This is a genomic window from Mesorhizobium sp. P2_F7 (assembly GCF_056403695.1).
This window is the reverse complement of sequence record NZ_JBFUFA010000003.1, coordinates 872,573-890,272: the sequence shown is the minus strand read 5'-3', so window position 1 is coordinate 890,272 and position 17,700 is coordinate 872,573. Positions and strand designations below refer to the sequence as shown.

15 protein-coding genes are annotated in these 17,700 nt (G+C 59.9%); 8 read left to right on the top strand and 7 right to left on the bottom strand.

Going from position 1 to position 17,700, the window contains the following annotated elements; genetic code table 11:
• Positions 1-1,263, top strand: a 1,263-nt coding sequence (locus AC1DZ8_RS13990; protein WP_477401039.1) for a calcium-binding protein, incomplete at its 5' end; no start/stop codon positions are given.
• Positions 1,264-2,994: 1,731 nt separating this feature from the next.
• On the opposite strand, the gene AC1DZ8_RS13985 is transcribed toward AC1DZ8_RS13990, so the two are convergent.
• A complete protein-coding gene (locus AC1DZ8_RS13985) occupies positions 2,995-3,168 on the bottom strand; it encodes a hypothetical protein (RefSeq protein WP_477304579.1) in 174 nt (57 codons plus the stop codon).
• Between the two features lie 761 nt (positions 3,169-3,929).
• Here AC1DZ8_RS13985 and AC1DZ8_RS13980 point away from each other — a divergent pair.
• From AC1DZ8_RS13980 to AC1DZ8_RS13970, 3 genes are all read left to right on the top strand, one after another.
• Positions 3,930-4,127, top strand: coding sequence for a hypothetical protein (locus AC1DZ8_RS13980; RefSeq protein WP_477304581.1), 198 nt, complete (start codon positions 3,930-3,932; stop codon positions 4,125-4,127).
• Between the two features lie 761 nt (positions 4,128-4,888).
• The gene (locus AC1DZ8_RS13975) at positions 4,889-5,647 is read left to right on the top strand and encodes a hypothetical protein (RefSeq protein ID WP_477304583.1); all 759 of its coding nucleotides are present in this window, start codon (positions 4,889-4,891) and stop codon (positions 5,645-5,647) included.
• A gap of 18 nt (positions 5,648-5,665) precedes the next feature.
• On the top strand, positions 5,666-6,151 hold the full coding sequence (locus AC1DZ8_RS13970; protein ID WP_477304585.1) for a tyrosine-type recombinase/integrase: 486 nt from the start codon (positions 5,666-5,668) through the stop codon (positions 6,149-6,151).
• Between the two features lie 564 nt (positions 6,152-6,715).
• Here AC1DZ8_RS13970 and AC1DZ8_RS13965 read toward each other — a convergent pair.
• Complete coding sequence (locus AC1DZ8_RS13965; protein WP_477304587.1) at positions 6,716-8,236, bottom strand: aldehyde dehydrogenase family protein; 1,521 nt, start codon at positions 8,234-8,236, stop codon at positions 6,716-6,718.
• A gap of 147 nt (positions 8,237-8,383) precedes the next feature.
• Between AC1DZ8_RS13965 and adhP the strand changes: the two genes are divergently transcribed.
• From adhP to AC1DZ8_RS13950, 3 genes are all read left to right on the top strand, one after another.
• Positions 8,384-9,457 carry an alcohol dehydrogenase AdhP gene (adhP, locus tag AC1DZ8_RS13960; protein ID WP_477304589.1) on the top strand — a complete coding sequence of 358 codons (1,074 nt, stop codon included), beginning with the start codon at positions 8,384-8,386 and terminating at the stop codon, positions 9,455-9,457.
• A 260-nt stretch (positions 9,458-9,717) separates the two neighbouring features.
• Positions 9,718-9,972: a biotin/lipoyl-containing protein gene (locus tag AC1DZ8_RS13955; protein ID WP_477304591.1), complete on the top strand. Its 255-nt coding sequence runs from the start codon at positions 9,718-9,720 to the stop codon at positions 9,970-9,972.
• 81 nt (positions 9,973-10,053) lie between these two features.
• On the top strand, positions 10,054-10,500 hold the full coding sequence (locus AC1DZ8_RS13950; RefSeq protein ID WP_477304593.1) for a pyridoxamine 5'-phosphate oxidase family protein: 447 nt from the start codon (positions 10,054-10,056) through the stop codon (positions 10,498-10,500).
• Between the two features lie 80 nt (positions 10,501-10,580).
• Here AC1DZ8_RS13950 and AC1DZ8_RS13945 read toward each other — a convergent pair whose 3' ends face one another.
• Positions 10,581-11,150, bottom strand: coding sequence for a DUF6920 family protein (locus AC1DZ8_RS13945; RefSeq protein WP_477401036.1), 570 nt, complete (start codon positions 11,148-11,150; stop codon positions 10,581-10,583).
• Between the two features lie 64 nt (positions 11,151-11,214).
• On the opposite strand from AC1DZ8_RS13945, the gene AC1DZ8_RS13940 reads away from it, so the two are divergent.
• Positions 11,215-12,468 (top strand): MgtC/SapB family protein, encoded by a 1,254-nt coding sequence (locus tag AC1DZ8_RS13940; RefSeq protein WP_477304597.1) that lies wholly within the window; start codon positions 11,215-11,217, stop codon positions 12,466-12,468.
• 43 nt (positions 12,469-12,511) lie between these two features.
• Here the strand turns inward: AC1DZ8_RS13940 and AC1DZ8_RS13935 are convergent, their stop codons facing one another.
• The 4 genes from AC1DZ8_RS13935 to AC1DZ8_RS13920 form a co-directional block, all read right to left on the bottom strand.
• Positions 12,512-13,705, bottom strand: coding sequence for an acetate/propionate family kinase (locus AC1DZ8_RS13935; RefSeq protein ID WP_477304599.1), 1,194 nt, complete (start codon positions 13,703-13,705; stop codon positions 12,512-12,514).
• A 48-nt stretch (positions 13,706-13,753) separates the two neighbouring features.
• Positions 13,754-16,177 carry a phosphoketolase family protein gene (locus AC1DZ8_RS13930; RefSeq protein ID WP_477401034.1) on the bottom strand — a complete coding sequence of 808 codons (2,424 nt, stop codon included), beginning with the start codon at positions 16,175-16,177 and terminating at the stop codon, positions 13,754-13,756.
• A gap of 365 nt (positions 16,178-16,542) precedes the next feature.
• Positions 16,543-17,190, bottom strand: coding sequence for a helix-turn-helix domain-containing protein (locus AC1DZ8_RS13925; RefSeq protein ID WP_477304603.1), 648 nt, complete (start codon positions 17,188-17,190; stop codon positions 16,543-16,545).
• A gap of 83 nt (positions 17,191-17,273) precedes the next feature.
• The gene (locus AC1DZ8_RS13920; RefSeq protein WP_477304605.1) at positions 17,274-17,654 is read right to left on the bottom strand and encodes a transcriptional regulator; all 381 of its coding nucleotides are present in this window, start codon (positions 17,652-17,654) and stop codon (positions 17,274-17,276) included.
• Positions 17,655-17,700: the final 46 nt, after the last annotated feature.

Below are 17,700 nucleotides of genomic sequence, written 5' to 3'. Positions count from 1 at the left end.
AATTACATCGACCGTTCCGTGTCGGCCGCGCTGAATGCGGGCATCCCGCTGAGCTCGATCGTACCCGTCTATCAGTCGTTCGGCGGTGGTGGCTGGGCGACCAATACAGGCGGCTCCTATGTGATGCCGACCACTGCGCAGATGCAGACCATGATGGATCACTGGGCAAAGCTGGTTCCGTCGCCCGCTTTTGACATGGCCTACAAATGGTCCTCGCAGAACGGCGAAACGTCGCTCGGCAACACGTCGTCAATGCAGGCTTTTTTCAAGGATCATAACGCCCACACCGGGACAACGACCCCGCCGCCAACCACGCCCCCGCCTACCACGCCTCCCCCTGTCGATCCTACTCCTCCGACCACGGACAAAGTCGTCGGCACCAGCGGCGCCGATGTTCTTCAGGCAGTCGGCGCCCACACCATGACCGGCTATGGCGGCAACGACACATATTATGTCGACAATGCTGGTGATCGGGTTATCGAGGCTGCCGGCGGCGGAACAGACAAGGTTCTCACCTCAGTGAGCTATGCGCTTTCGGCCGGCTCGGAAATCGAGCATCTCGGCACCACCAATGTGGCCGGCACAGCTGCAATCAGCCTGACGGGTAACGAATTCGGCCAGACGCTCGAGGGCAATGCCGGCAACAACATTTTCAATGGCGGCGGTGGGGCCGACACCATGATTGGCCACGCCGGGAACGACGATTACTGGGTAGACAATGCCTTCGACAAGGTGATCGAGACCGCTGGCCAGGGTCAGGACAGGGTATGGACCTCTGTAAGCTATGCGCTCTCGGCCGGCTCGTCGATTGAAGTCCTTGGCACCACGAGGGAGTCTGCCACCACGGCAATCAACCTCATGGGCAACGAATTCGCACAGACCATCCAGGGCAATGCCGGCGCCAACACCATCGGCGGCGGCGGCGGCGCCGATACGCTGACCGGGTTTGGCGGCAACGATGCCTTCTTCTTTAACTCTGCGCTTGGCGCCGGCAACGTCGACAGGATTACTGACTTCAACCCGTCGCAAGACAAGATCTACCTTGATGATGCGATATTCAAAGGGCTGAAGGCTGGAACGCTCGGCAGCGCTGATTTCTATAGCGGGACTGCAGCACACGACAGTACCGACCATATTGTCTACAACAGCACGACCGGAGCGCTCTATTTCGACAGTGACGGAGCTGGTGGCGCCGCTCAAACGCAATTCGCCACGCTTGCCCCACATCTCGCGATCACATCAAATTCATTCGTTGTGATCTGAGAACGTCAACGGCCCTCGCGCCGGCCTTCGTGATGAATGAAGCAAGCGCGAGGGCAATCGTGCTGCCGGCGTATGGCTCACGAGGAACCCACGCGCTGGGGACATTGTCTATGTAGGCAGAGGCCACGGCAGGCAGAGGCTACCGCGCTGACTATGCGGCGCCTACAAAGCCAACCATCGTCGGCGAAATCTCGAGATGGAACAACCTGTTACAGACTATGGCGCGCCGACTACCCAGTTCGGCCTTGCTGTTTGATCATGCCTCCACTTGCGAGATCGACGGATCTCGCCGAGCTGGCGCTCCAGGAGCGCGTACCAGTTTCGCGCTCACCAGAAGCAGCAACTAAGTCGCATTTGCGATCGGCGCACGACCGATATGTCCGCATCAGACTTGCCTCGTCCGGGCAGTCGAATCCACTGATGCAATCGCTCACAATTCCCCTCTGAGACTGAAGTCACATACGCCCGTCATCTTCCTGCGTTAATGGAAGGCATCTGCAGTTTGGGGCGTGACCATGCCTATAGCTAACGATCTGCTCGACGTGGCGCTCCAGTTTGAGTGCCCGGTCTGCAAACATCCAATCATTCGAAACGGCTCATGGTTCAAGTCGATTTCTCGCTTCACCTGTGACAGCTGCGGGGCTGGGCTTCGGCTAGGCTATTTCGACAAGCTGGCTTTGTTCGACAGACACAGGCATTTGGTCCCCTCGCGCTGGCGATCAGCGGGGTCGATGGAATAGTTGATTGTCAGATACGGCGAACGGGGTCAGAGGCGATGTCTGACGCCTTCTGTCCTTGGCACTCGAAACGGCCCAATTTGCGTTGCTCTTTACAGCAATGTTCTCGTCCAAACCTCAGATGTTGGGCCTGCGATTTTTTGCATCTGCCGGTCAAAGAAAGCAAGCTTGTCGCGATAGCCGATCCGAACCTTCGCGCCACATCCTTTGCACTTGAAGCTGGCAATAGCTTTGAACCAAGAGCCTTTATGGAGGATATGAACAGAGCAATAGGGGCATTCGAATTCCAGATTCACGTCATGCATTTTCATCTGGGATAGGCATTTGTGAACCCTACACTTCCCCAACTCAGCCAAAAAGTGATTGTAGCCCGTCTAAGGCCCAATGCGTGTGCGAGTCAGACTTCGGTCCCCTCTGCGAAGTGCGGGACGAAGAATGTCGGGGTGTTCTAAACGCCAAACACCAGCCAAATGGCAACAGCAAAGGCGACCGAGGCCTACTCAAGAGAGCGGCTCGGCAGCCGTGGCAGGAGTTGCCGAGCCTGACCGGCGTGGGGCTTAGGGGTGGCGCCGGCTGGGGGATACATGCGCTACAACTAATGCAAGTGAAATATGCAAACGAAGCATGCTGTTCAGCCCCATATGCGGCCAGTGCGTCTCCTGAAGCCTCGCTGTGGCCTGAGTTTCTGAAACCACTCGCGATGCTTCTCTGATGAGCGTCTCAGGCCGATAGCTGGGTCGGCAACAGAGGCCGACAAACTTCAAACGCGCAAACCGCAATCAAATTAGAGTGCACTTAATTAGTTCTGGAAAATTTTAACCAATCTTTGACCGCGCTGTCCCAAAATAGGACGGCGCGGTCAAATTCCCAACGGGCCGCGCAGGCGGCTCCGGCAACCTACCCCCGCCACAGTGTCGGAGCCGCTCCCTCACACTGTTTGAATACCAGCAATGGTTGAATCAACGGTTACTACAAGTGCACAGTGAGGAGATATTCAAATGGTCGTGCCGGGGTCCGGCAGCCGGTAATGGCCCGCGCAGGATGCGGGGCGTCGGCCTTTGGTTTCCTGCGCCAGTACAGCGAGAAGCACCGAGCAGTCGAGTTCCTCGTTGAACGAAACGGGCAGGTCCGCCTCCGGCAAAATTTGAGCCATGCGAAGCGATTTCAATCTAGCCGTCTTGGCTACGCGTTCAGCGCATTCATCCTCAATGACCGCTTTCGCGGACCGCGCATCTCGGCGATCTCCCAGCCAACACATTCCCGGAACCTCGGACACTCCCAATGCTGTTTCCCCCCATCGATTCCATACATTCGTGAACTATGTCCCCGTTCATTTTGATGAAGCAGTGCCAGCGAAGTCGTTTCGTCAGGCGGGTGAAGGCCGGGCCGAGATGGCGAAGCTAGCAGCGACGCGAACCGCCTGATGCGCCTCCGCGCACCAAGTGCCGATGTGTCTCGAAAATCCTAAGTTTCTCCGGGTAGCCGATGCGCACCCTGGCGTTGCAATTCTCGCATATAAAACTTGCGACAACCTTCAGCCACCTGCCTTTGCGTGTAATCGCATGAGCGCAGGAGGGGCACTCAAATGTCAAAATCCAGCTCTCGATCAGCTGCCCGACAAGTGTTTTATCAAGAAGGGTCTGGCCACGAGCCAATTGAACCGGAGACCGAAGTGACGGTCATCAACCCCGCCGGAACCAAGAAAGCCCGCTAGCCTGAGCCAGCGGGCAAAGTTTCTCATGGAGCGGACGAATGAATGAAGAACCTTTCAGCAGCGAAATTTCGGCGTCGGCGAAATGTTCCAGGCAACCACAGTTTTTTGCAGGCGAGCCGGTGAAGCGCTGCGCGGAGTGTCTTTTTTAATTGAAAGGGAGGTTTCCACGGACTTATAAAAATCGACGTTCCCATTGCTCTTGGAGGAGAATTGCGATGGATAGCGTAACGATATTCCTGAATGGCAAGGTCCGACCTTGCGTTGAAGTGGTGGAAGCCTGCGGTGAATGGTTTGTCCTCGTCGTCGAGGAAGACCAGGAACTTACCCGATCATTCGACCGAGAATGGTATGCCCTGGCCTTTGCGGAAAGTCAGCGTCTACGGCTAGGGCTTGCCGAGTTCACGCGGGTGTAATCGCTACAACGGAGCGTTTTGCCAAAAAACTCACTCTTCGCGCGAAGGATCAAGCGCTCGCACAAGCTAAGGACAGGGAACCTCTGCGAAGCCAGATCGCCGAGGCATATAAGAACCTTGCCGAGATGTCCGAACGGCTCAAGGCTGCTGATCTCGCGGACGGGCGCCTGAAAATGTACAAGCCGCACTATGCAGGCAATTTCTCTTGCCCAATCTGTTGGGTGGAACGCGGCACTATCAGGATGCTCCGTCCCGAACAGGAGCCGAACCATGCGTACCGCTGCAAAGCATGCGGTTTCGGCGAACTGAACGATCAATGATAGAAAAACTCGAGCGAGCAGTACCGCACGCTTTGTCGAGTTAAAAAAGCTCCGCTGCCGGACCTTGGGGGTTAGACGGCAGCGGGACTCCGATCGTCCACCGAGGATCGATTTACAGCGGGCGGCAAAGCCGTTCTACTCCACCGCATGAAGCCAACTACGCTGATCCTTCGGGCGTTCCGTCAGCACAATAAAATGCCCGCCGGCCGAAGCCAGCGGGCAAAGGCTGACGAGGGGTTTGAATTCTCGTCGTGGAGTAAATTAGCTGAAGCTCACATTGGGGGCAACTACACCTTACGGCCTATGCAAACGCGGGGCCTACAGGGTTACCGACTCTGCAGCCAGCGGTGGGATGGCCCGCGCCGACGGTCAAGGCTGCGCGGGCCGACCATGATGGAAGACATCTTGGTCCCCAGCACGCGCTGAGGGAGCACGGGCTGGATGAGCCACAACAATCTCGGTGGAAAGACGTTCCGGATCATAAAGCAAAAAGCCCGCCGGTGTGAGAGTCAGCGGGCAAGAGCAGCCGGGATCTATCCGGCTCCGCATCTCGAAAGCTTGTCTCGCCCTGGCGTCTCGTCGCGCCTTAAGAACGGAAAAACAGTCTATCGTTATCGTGCAAAGGGAATGCCCGAAATCCGCCTCCCCGGTCAGCCCGGCGATCCGGAGTTCGAGGCTGCCTACGAAAGGGCGACGCAAGGCCAAGGCCTTAAGGCAATTATTATCGACCTACCCGGTCGGGCGTTGCCAAAGACATTCGGTCATGCAGCGCGGCGACTTGAAGCGACGATGGAATGGCTGGACTTTGACAAAGCGACGCAGCGGAAGAATGCCAGGTTAATTGAACGCTTCCTTCGGATGCAGGTCGATCCTTCCTATCCTCTGACTTGGCGCGATACACCAGTAGAACATCTCGACGCCGACCATCTGCGTGCGATTGTCGAAGGCGCCTTTGCCGCCAACCGGACGGTTGCCAAGCACCTGCTGGTCGCGATCAAGAAGCTCCTGTGGGTCGGGATCGAAGTTGAGAAATGGATCAAACCGCGGAACGATCCCTCACCGTCGATCCGCGTCCGCATCCCTACATCGACCGCCAATCCTGCGTGGCCGGTCCCCATTCGTGAGAAGTTCGAGGCGCGCCATCCGATCGGCTCCCCGCCGCGCACCTGTTACGCGCTCGCTTTCTGGCTCGGCAACTGACGCGGCGACATCGCCTCGTTGGAATGGGGCGATTTGGTCTTCGAAGAGATCGAACTGTTCGATGGCTCTCTAGAGGTGATCGAGGCCTTCGATTTCCGGCAGAAGAAGAACCGCAACCGTCACGGCGGGCACGCGATGTTTATCCCAATCGTCGACAAGCCGGCGCAAGCGTTGGCGCCGCTCGATCGTTCGAAAGGCGGGACGGTGCTGAAGAATGCCTATGGGCGTCCATTCGCGGAAAAGAGCCTCACCGGCATGATGGCACATTGGAACAAGCAGACCGGCATTCCGGAGGGCTACACTCTGCACGGGCTACGCCGCACCTTCGGCACGTATCTCGCCGAATGCAACATCCAAGCGCGTGCCATCATGGAGGCGATGGGGCATTCTTCCATGACGGTGACGGACGAATATGTCCGAGAGGCCAACAAGAAGCGAATGGCTGTCGACATAGCCCGCGCCATCAACGAGCGTGAGGCCAAACGCGATGCGATGAAGCAGTGAGCGGCCCTGCGCGTGGTCAAATAGGTGCGACGAACCGACCATGCGCAGGGTGGCATATTGGCCGCCCTTTCCTTTAGGCCATAATGAGCCCAAAACGTTTTGGGCCGAGGCATATTTTTATCAATAAAGTCAATGGTTATGGTGGGCCCGGAGGACGTAACAAAAACATTGATTTCATTGGTTTTTTCGTGGGCCAAATTAGAAATCCTCCCGCATCGTTCCGTATCGTTTCGCACAGCCGCCATGAACTCGAACTCGATTGCCACCTTCCAAAAACGGCTACGCATTGAGCCGCTTGGTCCGTAACTCAGTAGGTTGTGGATACCGATGTCCCACTGCCTGCTCTTGGATGCCGAAGACGAGGGAAGCTACCACCCCAGCTTCGACGTCTCGCGGCTGCGCAGGTTCAAATCACGGGCGTGCAACACCGACACCGACATTCGCTGGCCGCCGCGAATTGAGAAAACTGGGCCGCATTCACGGCCCTCTTCCCGGCGCTGCATTTGTCGCTCCTGCTGTGAGACATGGCGCATCCTGCGCCATGTCTCAGCGTCAGATCGAGACTCAGAAAAACCCGAGTGCTTTGGTCGAGTAGCTGACCAGTAGATTTTTTGTCTGCTGATAGTGGTCGAGCATCATCTTGTGGTTTTCCCGCCCGAACCCGGAAGCTTTGTAACCGCCGAAGGCGGCGTGGGCGGGATAGGCATGGTAGCAGTTGGTCCACACGCGCCCGGCCTGGATGCTGCGCCCTACGCGGTAGGCGTCGTTGCCGTTGCGCGACCAGACGCCAGCGCCCAGACCGTAGATAGTATCATTGCCGATGCGGATCGCATCTTCGACGGTCTTGAACGTCGTGACCGACAGCACCGGACCGAAAATCTCCTCTTGAAATATCCGCATGCTGTTGTCGCCGCTGAACACGGTCGGCTTCAGGAAGTAACCCTTGTCCAGGTCGCCACCGAGAAGGGCGCGCTCGCCGCCAGTCAGGCATTTGGCGCCCTCCTGCTTGCCGATCTCGATATAGTCAAGGATCTTGGTCAATTGGTCTTCGGAAGCCTGCGCGCCCATCTGCGTCGAAGCATCGAGCGGATCACCGACCTTGATCTTGGCAACGCGGGCTACCGCGCGCTCCATGAACTTGTCGAAGATCGATTCCTGGACAAGCGCCCGCGAAGGGCAGGTGCAGACCTCGCCTTTGTTGAAAGCAAAAAGCGCGAAGCCTTCAAGCACCTTGTCGAAGAATTCGTCGTCGGCATCCATTACGTCGGCCATGAAGATGTTCGGCGACTTGCCGCCCAATTCCATGGTCTGCGGAATCAGGTGCTCTGCCGCATACCCCATGATCTGCTTCCCCGTCGTCGTCTCGCCGGTGAACGACACCTTGGAAATGCGTGGATTGGCGGCGATCGCCCGCCCGACCGACCCGCCCGGACCGGTGACGACGTTGAGCACGCCGGGCGGCAGGATGTCCGCGGTGAGATTGGCGAGGATCAACAGCGTCAGTGGCGTGTTGGAGGCCGGCTTGATCACCGTGCAATTGCCGGCGGCAAGCGCCGGGGCAATCTTCCAGGCCGCCATCAGCAACGGAAAGTTCCAGGGAATGATCTGGCCGACGACGCCCAGCGGCTCCTTGAAGTGATAGGCGATGGTGTCGTCATCAATTGTGGAAATGGAACCTTCGTCGGCTCGGATGCAACCCGCGAAGTACCGGAAATGATCGATGGCGAGCGGTATATCGGCGCCCCGCGTCTCGCGGATCGGCTTGCCGTTGTCCAGCGTCTCCGCCAACGCCAGCAGCTCGAGATTCTCCTCCATGCGGTCGGCCACCTTGTTGAGCAGCCGCGACCTTTCGGCAGGTGCCATGCGTGCCCAGCCGTCCTTGGCCTTGTAGGCTGCGTCGAGCGCCGCTTCCACGTCCGCAGGCGTCGACTTTGCGACCTCGACGAGGCGTTGGCCGTTGATTGGGCTGTAGTCGGTGAAATACTCCCCGTCCAATGGCGCGACCCATTTCCCACCGATGAAGTTGCCGTAGCGGGCCGGAATATCTCCCTTGGAGCGGACGAGTTCGAGGGCGTGCTGGGACATGGCAACTTCCTTGTCTTGAGGCCCGGGAACATCCCAAGGCTACGGAAACACCAGCTTTACGCCCTGCCCCGACACACACATTGATTTCGGTCAAAGCACCTTCCGCCCCGACGCCTAGTCTGTCTTCATCGACAAAGGAGTTGGATCATGGTCAAGACGATGAAGGCCGCCGTCGTGCGGGCATTCGGCAAGCCGCTTACGATCGAGGATGTGCCGGTGCCTGTACCGGGGCCAGGTGAACTGCTCGTCAAGGTTATCGCCTGCGGCGTTTGCCATACGGACCTGCATGCCGCCTCCGGCGACTGGCCGGTGAAGCCGGTGCCGCCCTTCATCCCCGGCCATGAAGTGGCGGGCGTCGTGGCTGCACTCGGGCCGGGTGTGACCGATTTCAAGGAGGGCGATCCGGTCGGCGTAGCCTGGCTGCACGACGCCTGCCTGAGCTGCGAATATTGCGAGACCGGTTGGGAGACGTTGTGCGAGCATCAGCACGACACCGGCTATAGCTGCGATGGCGGCTTCGCCGAATATGTCATCGCGTCGGCAGCCTTCACCGCACGACTTCCAGCTGGTGTCGATTTCGCACAGATGGCCCCGATCCTTTGCGCTGGCGTCACGACCTACAAGGGGTTGAAGGAGACCGAGGCACGTCCGGGCGAATGGGTGGCGATTTCAGGCATCGGCGGTCTCGGCCATGTGGCGATCCAGTATGCCAAGGCGATGGGCTTCAAGGTCGTGGCGCTCGACGTGACGCCGGACAAGCTTGCTCTGGCGCGTGCGACCGGAGCGGACGTGGCCATCGACGCCCGCTCCCCGAACGCAGTGGCCGATGTCCTCAAGGCGACGGGCGGCGGCGCCCACGGCATTCTGGTGACAGCCGTATCGCCACCAGCTTTCTCCCAGGCCGTGCACATGGTGCGCCGCAAGGGTACGGTCGCCCTTGTCGGTCTTCCGGCGGGAGAATTCCCGACCCCGATCTTCGACGTCGTGCTGAAGCGCATCACCTTGCGCGGATCCATCGTCGGCACGCGACGCGATCTCGATGAGGCCATTGCCTTCGCGGCAGATGGCAAGGTGCGGGCCGAGATCACCAAGGCGCCGTTGAGCGACATCAACGCGATCCTCGCGCGGCTCAAGGCGGGCAAGATCGACGGGCGCATGGTTCTGGACCTCACCGCGCCGATAGAGACTAGCGCGAGGAAGCCCGAAGCCGCATACGCCTGAGTCAGGTGGTTGCGCCTTTCGGTCACCTTTACCTGACGAGACTCACGGCGAGTGGAACTGCGCTACAAAGTGTTTTTCTTCTAGACTAAACGTCCGCGCCATGCCACCGGCGCGGACGATCTCGTCCTGGCCCCCGTTGGCCAAGGGAGGGGTACCATTGAGCAGGGTCCACAGAGCGGACGCCAATCCGGCTCCTTGATCGTGATCAAAGATCGCCTTGGCGAGTGGACTATGCTTCCCACCTGAAAGGGAGAACCACGATGCAGAACATCAAGGTCGATGAAGCACTATGGGCATCCAGTATGTTGCCCGAGGGCATTGTAGAGCGATGGTTCATCGCCAGCGGTGCCACGATCAAGGTTGGCGAGCGGATAGCCGAACTTCGAATTGAAGACGCGCTGCATGAGATCGTCGCGCCGGCTGGCGGGCGAGCAACGATTGTCGCGGCAGCCAACGCCGTCATCGAACCCGGTTCGGTGCTCGCAACATTGGATGACAGTCTGAGGCCTGGCTGACGACGCTCAACGCCCGCAGCGCGGGATGGTGCGCCCCACCCTTAAACAGCAGTGTCGACGCAGAACGCAGGAGATCGCACGATGCAAATCCGCACACTTTCTGCCCTGGAATGCACCAAGGTGCTGACGGCCAGTCGAGTGGCGCGCCTGGCGTGCGCCAAGGACGGGCAGCCGTATGTTGTTCCGGTGCACTATGCGTACGCCGACAGTCACCTCTACGCGTTTTCCATGCCGGGCAAGAAGATCGACTGGATGCGCGCCAACCCACTTGTGTCCGTCCATGTCGACGAACGCGGCGAAGGGCGCGGCTGGAGAAGCGTGGTTGTCGATGGCCGCTATGAGGAACTGCCTGACCGGATAGGCCACAAGCTCGAGCGCGACCATGCCTGGACGTTGCTGAGCAAGCACGCCGACTGGTGGGAGCCGGGCGCCCTCAAACCAGTTGCGCCTCCGGTGTCAGACAGCACGCCGCACGTATTCTTCCGGATCCTCGTCGAACAGGTGTCCGGCCGGGAAGCAAGTGAGTAAGCTGTCTTTCGGTGCCTCGATACATCGATCCTCAAAGAGCGACGGTCCGGGCCAATGCGGAAGTGCGGAAATCGCACAGATCAGGCACGATCGTTGGACGCCTCCCACCCGTCGATCCGGCCCTGCCAGTAGATCGTCTCCTTCCCGTCGATTTCCCAGGCGACCTCTCCCGCAAACGGAAGCCATATGTTGCCGTTACGACGATAGTCGGAGAAACGGCCGCGCCACGGAGTTGGCAGGATTGGTGCCGTGGCCGAACGCGGTCTATCGGGCGCAAAGGCACCGGCAATCCTTCCCTCGTTGTCGAGGCTGAGCATGACTTCGGCCGCTGTCTCTCCCACGCCGGCGCTCACGGATAGCCGGTCGGGACCGTCTTCACGCCATCGCAGCGTGGTGTTGAAGAGAATAGCGTCGGGCGCCCAGGCAAGTTCGGCAAGGTATCGCATCAGTTCGCCGCGCATCAGTGCCGACGAGCGCTCGGCGCGGGCGACCGGGATTACCCCGAGCGCCATGACATCCAACCGCCCCTGGCCGCCACCAGGGCGCCCCCACCGGCTAGATATTCTCGCCTGTTCATCCCTTGACCGATCCGTCCGACAAGTCGAAGTGATTATCCCGAGGCGGTGTTGGCGTTCGTTGCGTAGGATCAAAGCCAACTCCGATTATTGCAACTAGCTGTTGCGCGAGGTTTGAGGCTCAGAAAGTCGCCACATCATGGATTCTCTCATCGCCAGGCTCGGACTCGCCCTGGCAATAGGTCTCCTTGTCGGATTGGAGCGCGGCTGGCGAGAGCGGGACGCTCCCGATCGCAGCCGGACGGCTGGAATTCGAACCTTCGGCATATCTGGCCTGCTCGGCGGCCTTCTCGCGGCGTTAGCCATCGCGCTCGGCGCGGTATCCATCCTGGTCGGAGGGTTCATCGCATTTGCGGCAATATTCGCATGGTACAAGGCGCGTGAGGCGGCGCACGACGAGGATTTCAGCGTCACGAGTGTGATCGCAGGCCTTGCCGTTTTCGCGCTTGGCGCGCTGGCTGTCGCCGGCGATCATCGAGCCGCTTCCGCCGGAGGGGCAGCGCTGGCGGCCGTTCTTGCCAGTCGTGATATCCTGCACGGCCTCCTGAAGCGACTGACGTGGATTGAGCTTCGTTCGGCGTTGATCCTAGCGGTGATGACCGCGATCATCCTGCCCTTGTTGCCAAACCGGACGATTGACCCATGGGGCGGTTTCAATCCGTGGGAGGTCTGGTTCCTGACGGTGCTGATGGCATCGATTTCGTTCGCCGGATATGTGGCTGTCCGTATCCTGGGGAACACGCGTGGTCTGCTCGTCAGTTCACTCGCAGGTTCACTCGTCTCATCCACCGCAGTTACCTTGGCGCTGGCCCGCAATGGCTCATCCGCGAGCAATCCACTGCCGCTCGCAGGCGCGGCTTCGCTGGCAGCGATGGTTTCGGTGCTGCGCGTTTGCGCCGTGGTGCTGATCATCGAGCCAAGCGTGGTCGCTTCGGTCGGTATCCCCGCTATTGCCGCAGCGCTCGTCTTTGCGGCATGCGGCGCATTGTTGTTGGCCCGCAACAGCGGGGATGGCGAAGGCGGCACGATCGCACGTAATCCATTCGAACTGGGCCCTTTACTCCTCTTCGCCTTGTTCTTTGCGTTCGTTGCTACCGCGAGTGCGGGTCTGGCAACTCAATTCGGCGGGCGGGGCCTGCTGGCAAGTTCGATGCTGGCCGGTGCGTTCGATGTCGATGTCTCGGTGCTCAGCGCGTTGCGCCTCGTCAAGCATGCAGTCCCTGTCGATACAGTAGGACAGGCGGTGCTCGCTGCGCTGGCAGCAAACGCCATCGGCCGCGTATCGCTGGCAGTATTTGCCGGACCGATCAAGTTCTGGTTGCCGCTGGTTGCAGCAACCTTGATCGCCTTGATGGCTGGCTATGGGGCCATGCTGCTGCTGCCGAACTTCTGACCGGCCGAGACAACCACCGCGCAAGTAGCATCAGGTTCGGCGCTCAGGGTATGAGCGACGAAGCTTGACGGCGCACTGATAGCAGCTGGCTCCCCACGGCTCTCTCTTCATCGGTGGGGATCACAAGCACGTCGACGTCGGAACCAGCAAGGCTGATGACCTCGTCGCCTCGTCCATTCAGCTTGTGGTCGATATCAACCCCAAGCCAGCCGGCCACAGCCCCGATCCTCTCACGGATAGTTGGCGCGTTTTCGCCAATGCCTGCCGTGAACACCAGCGTGTCCAGTCCGCCTATCGCAGCGGCCAGCGACCCGATCTCGCGCCCGATACGATAGACGAAGAGATCGACCGCTTCGGCCGCACGGGGATCATCAGAGTCGATTAGCGTCCGCATATCTCCGGATATCCCCGACACTCCGAGCAGGCCGGATTGGTCGTACAGAAGCGTGACCAATTCGTCCGTCGGCAGCTTCCGGTCCTGCAGCAAATGGAGGATGACGCCCGGGTCGAGCGCGCCGCAACGCGTGCTCATGACGAGGCCGTCCAATGTCGAAAACCCCATCGTTGTGGCAACACTGGTTCCAGCATTCATGGCGCACAGACTGGCACCGCTGCCGAGATGGGCGACGATCACCTTGCCGCCAGCTGCGGATCCGTAGCGGGTCCGAAGCTGCGAAGCGATATGGCTATAGGAAAGCCCGTGAAACCCATAAGAAACGATGCCGGCATCGGTCATCGCACGCGGAAGGCCATAGATCTTGGCGATCCCAGGCCGATAGGAATGAAACGCAGTGTCGAAGCATCCGACCTGCGTGGCCTGCGGCAAGAGGCCAGCAGCCAGTGCCACAATCTCAAGATTAATCCGCTGATGAATCGGAGCCAGCGGCTCGAGCAGACGCAGTGCCGCGAGCGCACGACCGTCGAGCACCGTCGCTTCGGTGAAGTCGCGGCCACCATGAACGATCCTGTGTCCGACCATGACGATGCGGGGGAGAAGATCGCGATCCTTGAGCTCCGAGGCAATCGTCGCGAATGCCTTGCCGATGTCGATCGGGCAGTCGCCGAGGCTTCTGTCGACCTCGGCCCGACCGGCCGCAGCCCCGACGCGCAGTCGCGGATGTCCACTGAGCGAGGAGACGTTGCCGCGCAGCAGAAGCGGAAGTTCATCACGTCCCTCGAAGACAGCGAACTTCAGGCTGGACGAGCCACCGTTCAGAACGAGGATCAAATCGGTCATGGATCCGTCCGATTCTGTCTTCGCCATCCCCTTACGGACGGTATCGGCTCAACCAGAAAGACGCGTCGTAGCATCGGCATCGCCGCTCCACTTCCAGTCGAGTATCTCCGGCATGTCCTGGCCATGGGCGCGAATATAGGCTCTGTGTTCAAGCAGCTTGGCGTCCATCTTCTGACCCAGCCCGACGCGCACGCTCTTGAGCTGCGGGACCCAGTCAAGAACGCTTTGGACAATATGGAAACGATCTAGGCCGTTCAGCACCGTCATGTCGAAAGGCGTCGTCGTTGTTCCTTCCTCGTTGTAACCGCGCACATGTATGTTGTCGTGGTTGGTGCGCCGATATGTCAGGCGATGGATAGTCCAGGGATAGCCGTGATAGGCAAAGATGACCGGTTTGTCGGCGGTGAACAGCGTGTCGAAATCGCGATTCGACAGACCATGCGGGTGGTACTCCTTGGGCTGCAGCGTCATCAGGTCTACGACGTTGACCACCCTGATTTTGAGCTCCGGAACGTGATGCCTGAGAAACTGCACGGCTGCTAGCGTTTCGAGGGTTGGAACATCGCCGGCGCAAGCCATCACGACGTCCGGCTCGTCGCCGTTCTCGGTCGACGCCCAGTCCCAGATTCCGATGCCCGCCCTGCAGTGGACAATTGCCTTGTCCATCGACAGCCACTGCCACGATGGTGGCTTGCCGGCGACAATGACGTTGATGCGGTTCCAGGTCTGCAGCACATGGTCGGTCACGCACAGCAAGGTGTTGGCATCCGGCGGGAGATAGACGCGAACGATGTCGGCCTTCTTGTTGAGAGCGACGTCAATGAAGCCGGGATCCTGATGGCTGAAGCCGTTGTGTTCCTGATGCCAGACATGGCTCGACAACAGATAGTTCAGCGAGGCGATCGGCCGCCGCCAAGGAATGTCGCTACAGGCATCAAGCCATTTTGCATGCTGGTTGAACATGGAGTCCACGATGTGGATGAACGCCTCGTAGCAAGAGAACAGACCGTGCCGCCCCGTCAGCAGATAGCCTTCGAGCCAGCCTTGGCAGGTGTGCTCGGAGAGGATTTCCAGAACCCGGCCATCTTGGCCGAGGTGAACATCTTCCGGCAGGATCGTCTCCATCCAGGCACGTTCGGTGACTTCGAACACGTCCTGAAGCCGGTTCGAGGCGGTCTCGTCGGGGCCGACGATGCGGAAATTCTTCGCAGCCTCATTCAATGCCATCACGTCGCGCAGGAAATTGCCCATTGCCCGCGTCGCCTCGGCCTTCACCGCGCCAGGTTCAGCGACGGTCACGGCATGGTCGTGCAAGCCAGGCAGATCGAGGGACTTGCGCAGCAGGCCGCCATTGGCATGCGGATTGGCGCTCATGCGCCGCGCGGCTTGTGGAGCGGTGGCGCGGATCGCTGCGACAGGGGCGCCGGCGACGTCGAACAGTTCCTCGGGCCGATAGCTTTTCAACCACTCCTCAAGCAGCTTCAGATGCGCAGGGTTTTCCGCAAGGCCGGACAAGGGTACCTGGTGCGAACGCCAGAAGCCTTCTGTCTTCAGCCCGTCAACCTCTTTCGGTCCGGTCCAGCCCTTTGGGCTGCGTAGCACGATCATCGGCCATTTCGGTCGCGCCATCTGCTCGGAGGAATCAGCGCGCGCCGCATGCTGGATCGCGCGGATGCGATCGAGCGCATCGTCGAGCACATTGGCCATTCGTTGATGCATCAGCACCGGCTCATGGCCCTCGACGAACAGCGGTTCATAACCGTAGCCAACGAAAAGCGCGCGCAGTTCGTCTTCGGGAATGCGGGCCAGGATCGTCGGATTGGCGATCTTGTAGCCATTCAGATGCAAGATCGGCAGCACCGCGCCGTCGCGCGCCGGGTTGAGGAATTTGTTGGAATGCCAGGCCGCGGAAAGAGGCCCGGTTTCGGCCTCGCCGTCACCGACCACGCAGGCCACGACAAGGTCGGGATTGTCGAAGGCGGCACCATAGGCATGGGAGAGCGAATAACCAAGCTCTCCGCCCTCGTGGATGGAGCCGGGCACGTCGGGTGCGGCATGGCTTGGAATGCCGCCCGGAAAAGAGAACTGCCGGAACAGCTTGCGCATGCCCTGCTCATCCATCGATATGTCCGGATTGAGCTCGCTGTATGTGCCTTCGAGATAGGTGTTCGCCACCATTGCCGGGCCACCATGGCCTGGGCCGCAAACGTAGATCATATCTGCGTCCCTGAGCCGGATCGCGCGATTGAGATGAGCGTAGATGAAACTCAGGCCCGGCGATGTTCCCCAGTGGCCGAGCAGCCGCGGCTTGACATGCTCAAGCCGCAGCGGCTCGCGAAGCAGCGGATTGTCGAGCAGGTAAATCTGCCCGATCGTCAGATAATTCGCGGCGCGCCAGTATGCATCGATGTCGCGCAACTGGCGCTCTGAAAGCCGGTCGCCGGGGACTGGTATTGTAATGTGTTCGGTCATGCTTGGCTCCCTTTGCGTGTCCGCGAACGCCGCGACGGCTGCGTATGCCGGTCTTTGTCGACGTGCGGTGAATGGACACCAACGCGTTCGCGCACCGTTCGGTCCGTCATTGCTCGAAGGATTTTCTAGGTGCTCGACCGCTCGCGGAAAGTGATCCCGGTTTTCCCGAAATGAACGGCTGCGCCTTTCGCCATCCTTGCCGCCGGTACACCAACGCGCGTACAGATTTGGGACCCCAATGGTTTCCCAGGAGGCATCCGGATTGCAACTCCCTGATGCCCGAAGAGCGGTTCGGATTGGGTGCATCTGCGGCTGTGCCGCACATGCGGCCATATCGGCTACTGCGGCGGCTCTAGATCTACAGGCTATTCGCACATCAAGCGCAGCGTTTCAGGCCTGCGGATTTCGAGGATACGAAGCCCGTGGAACTTGAGCACACCCTTGTCGCGCAGTCTCGATAGCACGCGCGATACAGTCTCGATGGTGAGACCGAGGTAGTCGCCGATGTCCTGCCGGGACATCGGCAGTTCGATCTGGGCGAGATCTCCCTGTCGTGCGGCCATGTCGACCAGGAAAGCGGCGATACGTTCGATCGCCGTCTGCCGGCCGACAACCAGCAAATGTTCCTGAGCCCGCACCATGCAACGAAGGGCAAGCGGCAAAAGTTCGCGCGATCTGTCCAGGCCAGCCACCGGCCGGAATGTCCGCAGTCCCGTCGTGACGATGGCCTCGGCAAAGAAATGATGGACAAGGTCCGCTTCAAACCCGAACGTCTCTCCCGCCAGATGGAAAGCCGTGATCTGCCTGCGACCATCGGCAAGCAGCCGGTAGATGCGGACCGCGCCGAACTCTATCTGGTAGTGGGAAGCGACCTTTTCGCCCTGTGCGTAGATTTCCCAACCTGCGTTGAAGAACGAGAGCGGCACCGGCCGGCCATCATTCGGCACGTCCAGTTGCGGGGCCAGGGCGGTGAGGATCTCGAAGGGCACCCGAGTGTCGGCGATCGCATTCATGGCTGTTCCCCTTGATTTCGGTAGGATAGCCATCGCGCGGAATGCCAGTCTGCGAAATTGGGTTATGTCCTAAGGGATTCTACTTAGTCAGCAAGGTGGCTGGCTTGGTCAGCCCGGACGGGGCGGGCCGAAAAGGCCTGCACCATGTCTATCAGGTCACTCCCCTCGACTGGTTTGGTGAGGACCGCAAACCCATCGGGGCCAGCGGTTGGATCAACGTCTTCGACAAGCAGAATCACCCGCCCGGCGAAACGGGCGAGCGGCTTGCGCCCGGCAGGGCTGAGCCGGATCGCACTTTCATCGACGATGACGCAGGCCGCGGCATTTGCCGCAGGCGAAGCCTCAACTGTCGAAAGCAACGCATGCGATTCGACCGCGAAGCCTTCCACTTCGAGCGCGAACTCGAGCGAACGCCTGAGCCCAGGGTCGGGCGCCACGACTAGGATGGTTTTGGCGGCGGGCAAGGTTCGCGGCTTCCGGATTTGCCAGCGAGGTCATCCCGCCAGTCAT

Coding starts and splice junctions, on each gene's coding strand:
- AC1DZ8_RS13980 (WP_477304581.1), top strand. CDS start 3,930: ATGGATAGCGTAACGATATTCCTGAATGGCAAGGTCCGACCTTGCGTT.
- AC1DZ8_RS13975 (WP_477304583.1), top strand. CDS start 4,889: ATGAGCCACAACAATCTCGGTGGAAAGACGTTCCGGATCATAAAGCAA.
- AC1DZ8_RS13965 (WP_477304587.1), bottom strand. CDS start 8,236: ATGTCCCAGCACGCCCTCGAACTCGTCCGCTCCAAGGGAGATATTCCG.
- adhP (WP_477304589.1), top strand. CDS start 8,384: ATGGTCAAGACGATGAAGGCCGCCGTCGTGCGGGCATTCGGCAAGCCG.
- AC1DZ8_RS13955 (WP_477304591.1), top strand. CDS start 9,718: ATGCAGAACATCAAGGTCGATGAAGCACTATGGGCATCCAGTATGTTG.
- AC1DZ8_RS13950 (WP_477304593.1), top strand. CDS start 10,054: ATGCAAATCCGCACACTTTCTGCCCTGGAATGCACCAAGGTGCTGACG.
- AC1DZ8_RS13940 (WP_477304597.1), top strand. CDS start 11,215: ATGGATTCTCTCATCGCCAGGCTCGGACTCGCCCTGGCAATAGGTCTC.
- AC1DZ8_RS13935 (WP_477304599.1), bottom strand. CDS start 13,705: ATGACCGATTTGATCCTCGTTCTGAACGGTGGCTCGTCCAGCCTGAAG.
- AC1DZ8_RS13930 (WP_477401034.1), bottom strand. CDS start 16,177: ATGACCGAACACATTACAATACCAGTCCCCGGCGACCGGCTTTCAGAG.
- AC1DZ8_RS13925 (WP_477304603.1), bottom strand. CDS start 17,190: ATGAATGCGATCGCCGACACTCGGGTGCCCTTCGAGATCCTCACCGCC.